Annotated in this window: 5 protein-coding genes; 1 reads left to right on the top strand and 4 read right to left on the bottom strand. The window is 67.3% G+C overall.

What is annotated here, in order from left to right; genetic code table 11:
- Positions 1 to 72: 72 nt before the first annotated feature.
- A complete protein-coding gene (gene ychF / locus H3O04_RS33530) occupies positions 73 to 1,167 on the top strand; it encodes a redox-regulated ATPase YchF (protein ID WP_006477050.1) in 1,095 nt (364 codons plus the stop codon).
- A 150-nt stretch (positions 1,168 to 1,317) separates the two neighbouring features.
- Here the strand turns inward: ychF and H3O04_RS33525 are convergent, their stop codons facing one another.
- From H3O04_RS33525 to H3O04_RS33510, 4 genes are all read right to left on the bottom strand, one after another.
- Entirely contained in the window at positions 1,318 to 2,517 is a 1,200-nt protein-coding gene (locus H3O04_RS33525; RefSeq protein WP_202589326.1) for a glycosyltransferase family 87 protein, read from the bottom strand.
- Positions 2,518 to 2,747: 230 nt separating this feature from the next.
- Positions 2,748 to 4,139, bottom strand: coding sequence for a GABA permease (gabP, locus tag H3O04_RS33520; protein WP_006477053.1), 1,392 nt, complete (start codon positions 4,137 to 4,139; stop codon positions 2,748 to 2,750).
- A gap of 380 nt (positions 4,140 to 4,519) precedes the next feature.
- Positions 4,520 to 4,864 carry an MmcQ/YjbR family DNA-binding protein gene (locus H3O04_RS33515; protein WP_054928323.1) on the bottom strand — a complete coding sequence of 115 codons (345 nt, stop codon included), beginning with the start codon at positions 4,862 to 4,864 and terminating at the stop codon, positions 4,520 to 4,522.
- A gap of 81 nt (positions 4,865 to 4,945) precedes the next feature.
- On the bottom strand, positions 4,946 to 5,686 hold a 741-nt coding region (locus H3O04_RS33510), incomplete at its 5' end, for an MFS transporter (RefSeq protein WP_202589325.1).

The following is a 5,686-nucleotide window of genomic DNA, read 5'->3' as shown; positions in this document are numbered from 1 at the left end:
GCCGGCCGCCCCTTTTTTCCCGCGCCGCCGTGCCCTGTCCGGCCGCGCCGCCTCACCCGTCCGAAGGATTCCATGAGTCTCAAATGCGGCATCGTCGGCTTGCCCAACGTCGGCAAGTCCACCCTGTTCAATGCGCTGACCAAGGCCGGCATCGCCGCCGAGAACTACCCGTTCTGCACGATCGAGCCGAACGTCGGCATCGTCGAAGTGCCCGATACGCGCCTGAAGGCGCTCTCCGAGATCGTCAAGCCGGAGCGTGTCGTGCCGGCCGTCGTCGAATTCGTCGACATCGCGGGCCTCGTCGCGGGCGCAAGCAAGGGTGAAGGCCTCGGCAACCAGTTCCTCGCGAACATCCGCGAAACCGATGCGATCACGCACGTCGTGCGCTGCTTCGAGGATGACAACGTCATTCACGTCGCCGGCAAGGTCAGCCCGATCGACGACATCGAAGTGATCAACACCGAACTGGCGCTCGCCGACCTCGGCACCATCGAGAAGGCGCTCACGCGCTATTCGAAGGCGGCGAAGTCGGGCAACGACAAGGAAGCGGCGAAACTCGTCGCGGTGCTCGAAAAGGTGCGCGCGCAGCTCGACCAGGGCAAGGCCGTGCGCGGCCTCGCGCTGTCGGACGACGAACAAGCGCTGATCAAACCGTTCTGCCTGATCACCGCGAAGCCGGCGATGTACGTCGCCAACGTGAAGGACGACGGCTTCGAGAACAACCCGCACCTCGAGGCGGTGCGCAAGTACGCGGAAAGCGAAAACGCGCCGGTGGTCGCCGTATGCGCGGCGATCGAGGCGGAAATCGCCGATCTCGACGACGCGGACAAGGAAGCGTTCCTCGCCGACATGGGCATGGAAGAGCCGGGCCTCGACCGCGTGATCCGCGCGGGCTTCAAGCTGCTCGGCCTGCAGACCTATTTCACCGCCGGCGTGAAGGAAGTGCGCGCGTGGACGATCCACATCGGCGATACCGCTCCGCAAGCGGCCGGCGTGATCCACACCGACTTCGAGCGCGGCTTCATCCGTGCGCAGACGATCGCGTTCGACGACTTCGTCACGTACAAGGGCGAGCAAGGCGCGAAGGAAGCCGGCAAGATGCGTGCGGAAGGGAAGGAATACGTCGTGCACGACGGCGACGTGATGAACTTCCTGTTCAACGTCTGAGCGCATCACCCCAGGCGCAGTACGGCAATACACGGAAAACCCCTTGCGGCCTCGGCGTCGCAAGGGGTTTTCTGTTTCATGCGCCCGGCATCGTTCCGCTCGGGTCGACCGACTGCAGCAACATGCGCTCACCCGCTCACCCGGCAACCGCTACGCACCCACCGGCGCCGGCTCGCGACTCCGGCGCACGATCACCGCGAGTAGCGCGACCAGAATCGCCGACGCGACCGGCCAACCCGTGCCGCTGATCACCGCGACGAAGGCCTGCGCCGGCGCGAGCCAGGCCAGCACGATGATCACGATCTCGGCTCGGCGCAACGGGACGTTCCGCGCGTCCAGCAGCAGGAATGCAACCGGCAACACCAGCCAGAGCAGGTCGTAGTACACATAGTAAGGCTGCACGAGCAGCGTACCGGCGGCGAGCGCGGCGGCGCGGAGCGCGAAGCGCGAGCGGCGAATCCAGACGTCGACGACCGCCGCGACCGCCAGTACCCCGACGACCGCATGCACGGCATAGGCTGGCCCGACGGACAGCCCGGCTGCCCGGGCGAGCGAGATCGTCGACGGCATGGCCCGCCGAAGCGTGTCGCCGTACTCGACCACGTTGTGGTGGAACGCCGGCATGAACGCGAAAAACGCGGCCCACGCCCGCACGCCAAACGCCGCCAGCGACACCGCGACGATGCCGGCGCTGAACGCGCCGGCCGATATCAACGCCTTCCAGTGGCGCCCGCAGATGAGCGCCAACGGAAACAGCACGCCGAACTGCGGCTTCACGATCAGCACCGCAATGCATGCGCCCGCCAGAACCGGGCTCGATTCGAGCAGGAGCAGCGCCGCGGCCGCCGCCGCGACCGTCATGAAGGAATTTTGCATCGTGAGCGCCGCGCCGAGCAGCCCCGGAAATGCGGCAATCGCGACGCGCAGCTGCGCGTCGAGCGGGCGCACGACACGCGCGACGACCGCCGCATAACAAGCGATCTGCAGTGTCGCGAACACCACGAGCGCGAAGGCGAACGGCACGAGGCCGAACGGGAGGATGACGAGCAGGAACGTCGGCGGATACGGCCACGGAGCGAAGTCGTCGAACGGCCGCAGGGCGGCTTCGATCGGCTGCATCCACCCGGGCGAGAAGATCGCCGCGGCGCCGTGCTCGATCGCGACACGGGCCGCCGCCCAGAAAATCGCGAAGTCCGAGCCGACCATCGGGGACGAGCGATCGTGCCAGCCGTAGTACCTCATCGCCCAGACAGCCAGAATGACGATCTGCAGCGCGAGTACCGCGGCTGCATACGTGCCGACGCGCCGCGCGTCGACCGCGCGACTGCCCGATCCGTGCACCGTCCCCATCGCCCACCCCCGCGATTTTTCTTCTCGTCGAGTATAGGCGACGATCGTTTCGGCAGACGACGTTCCCGCCGGCACGCACCAGCGCGCGTCGCCCAGGATCGATGCCGCGCAGCCGGTACTCGCAGCGGCATCCGTCAGTCGTCGAAAGAAAAATGGCCCGGCCGGCAAATGCCGGTCAGGCCATGTTCATCAGCGGGGCTCCCGCCCCGCCGCTACATCACGCGATCAGATCACGTCGCCGACACCCGGCGCCCCGCGTTCGCCCGCGCATCGCGGCCGCGCTTGTTCAGCCACGACGCGAGCAGCACGATCAACGCCAGCACGGCCGTCGCGCCGACTTCCATCCGATGCTCCTCGCTGACGAACATCACGGTCAGCGTGCCGCAGATGAACAGGATCACGGCCCACGTGAGCCACGGGAACAGCCACATCCGCAGCGTCAGGTCCGCGCCGCCCGATTCGAGCGTCTTGCGCATCCGCAGTTGCGAGATCGCGATCACGAGATACACGAGCAGCGCGATCGCGCCCGACGTCGCGAGCAGGAAGCCGAACACCTGCTCCGGCATCAGGTAGTTCGCGATCACGGTCAGGAAACCGAACGCGGTCGACGCAAGCACGGCCGCACGCGGCGTGCCGGTCGAATCGGTGCGATGCAGGAAGGCGGGCGCGTCCTTGCGCCGGGACAGCGAGAACAGCATCCGCGACGCGGTGTACAGCGCCGAATTCAGGCAACTCGCGACCGACACGAGCACGATCACGTCGATGATCGCCTTCGCGTTCGGGACGCCGATCAGCTCCATCGCGCGCTGATACGAGCCGTGCTTCGGCAGCAGCGGGTCGTTCCACGGCACGATGGCCGCGACGACGAGGATCGAGCCGAGATAGAACAGCGTGATACGCCAGATGACCGAGTTCGTCGCGCGCACGATCTGGCGCTGCGGGTTGTCCGATTCGGCGGCCGCGATCGTCACGATCTCGGTGCCGAGGAACGAGAACATCGTCGTCAGCATCGCCGCGAGCACCGCGCTCGCGCCGTGCGGCATGAAGCCGTCGTGCACGAACAGGTTCGACACGCCCGACACGGCCGGCGCCGGAATGATGCCGACGATCGCCGCACCGCCGATGCACAGGAACACGACGATCGCGACGACCTTGATCAGCGCGAACCAGAATTCGAATTCGCCGTAGTTCTTGACGGAGAAGAGATTGGTGACGGTGAGCAGCAGCGTGATGCCGAGCGCGAAGATCCACGTCGCGATGCCCGGGAACCACGCATTGAGGATGGTCGCGGCGGCAGTCGCCTCGATCGGGATCACCAGCACCCAGAACCACCAGTACAGCCAACCGATCGTGAAGCCGGCCCAGTGGCCGATCGCACGATCGGCATAGGTCGAGAACGACCCGCTGTCCGGATGCGCGACGGCCATTTCGCCGAGCATGCGCATCACCAGCACGACCAGCACGCCCGCGATCGCATACGCGAGTATCGACGCTGGTCCCGCTTCCGCGATCGCGTGGCCGGAGCCGACGAACAAACCCGCGCCGATCACGCCGGCAATCGACATCATCGTCACGTGACGCTGCTTCAGGCCAGTGCCGAGGCCTGTGTTGCTTCCACTCATCTGTCTCTCTCCAAAAAACGGTTCCGGTACGACCGGGTGTCGCGTGAAGGCGGCGCGGGGAGTTGTCGTTCTTGAATCCGGTCGCGGCCGCGCGTGCGTCGCACACGGGCATGGGCCGGATGGGGCCGTTCCGGTCGGGTCGTCCGCGCAGTCTGCGAAGCTGCGGGTGCGATGCGGCGCACCGGGCGCCGGCGCATCGCGTACGCCCGTTCCGTCGGCTGTCGTCAGCCGCCTTCGAAGCGAAGGAGTGTAAGCATCAAACGGTTCTTCACTAAGAACCAATTGAAGAATTTCGATGGAACCACTCGTTGCATCGATACGAACCGATGCAACGCTTGATCCGGTTCGGCAGGCTGCATCGCGCGCGGGGCGGGCGCGATTCAGTGCGTGTCGCGGGCGGCTTCGTCCCGCCACTTCGCCGGCACGATTGCGCGCCATTCTCGCAGAAGCAGGTTTTTCACGGCGTCGGGATGCGCGGCCGACAGGCGCACCAGCACGATCGGCCAGCCGACATAGTGATCGGTCACGTAATACACGTCGGGCGCCGACTCGATCAGCCATGCACGCTCGTCGGGGCCGACGCCCTTCACGACGAGCGTGTCGCCGTCCTCGCGCAGCCGCGCGAGCACCTTGCCCTTCACCTTGAGCGCGGGCGTGCCGTACGACGTGCCGTCCTCGACGCCGCGCCACGCCAGTGCGATCTGCCGGACTTCGTCGAATGTCACGATGCCTCCCCGACCGTGCGTCGATGGTTGACGATCCGGTCACCCTACCGGAAATCGCGCGGTGCGCCCAGCCGGGTGGCGCTATCCGCCGGCCGCACGCGCAGCGGCCGGCGCACGCCCGGTGGTCGCGACGATCGCGAACGCGATCGCATTCGCGGCAGCGCTCGCGAGGATCGGTACGAGATAGCCGCCGCCCGCGTCGTAGATGAAGCCGGCGGCGGCCGGCCCGATCAGCGTGCCGAACGCGACGCTCGTGTACAGGATGCCGATGATCGCGCTCACGTTGCGCCCGCCGAAATAGTCCATCACGACCGCCGGCAGCACGGCGACCCAGCCGCCGTAGAACACGCCGAACACGAGCGCGAACCCGGCCAGCGTCGCGACGGTGCCGGCGTCCGCCCATGCGACCAGCGCCACGGCCATGCCGGCGAACATCGCGAGCAGCGACGCGCGGCGGCCGAAGCGATCGGCCAGGCCGCCGAGGAAGAAGCGGCCGGCCGTGCTGCCCACGCCGATCGCGCCGAGCAGCAGCACGGCCGTCGACGGCGCGACGCCGTGATCGAGCGCGTACGGCACGAGGTGAACGAACGGGACGAATACGCCGAACGAACAGACGAGACAAGCCGCGTAGAGGCTCGCGAACGGCCGCGACGTGACGGCTTCGCGCACCGTCGCACCGGCTGGTGCGTTCGCGGCGGACGGGGAAGCGCCGGCATTCCGGCCACCGCCGTCACCGGAGACATCGCCGTCCGGCAACAGCCCCCGCCCGCGCGGGTCGTTCTCGATCAACAGCGACATGCCGGCTCCCAGCACGATCACGAG

Origin of the sequence: Burkholderia sp. KCJ3K979 (assembly GCF_016759955.1) — a bacterium.
Taxonomy (GTDB): Bacteria; Pseudomonadota; Gammaproteobacteria; order Burkholderiales; family Burkholderiaceae; genus Burkholderia; species Burkholderia orbicola.
This window is presented reverse-complemented; position numbering and strand designations above follow the sequence as displayed.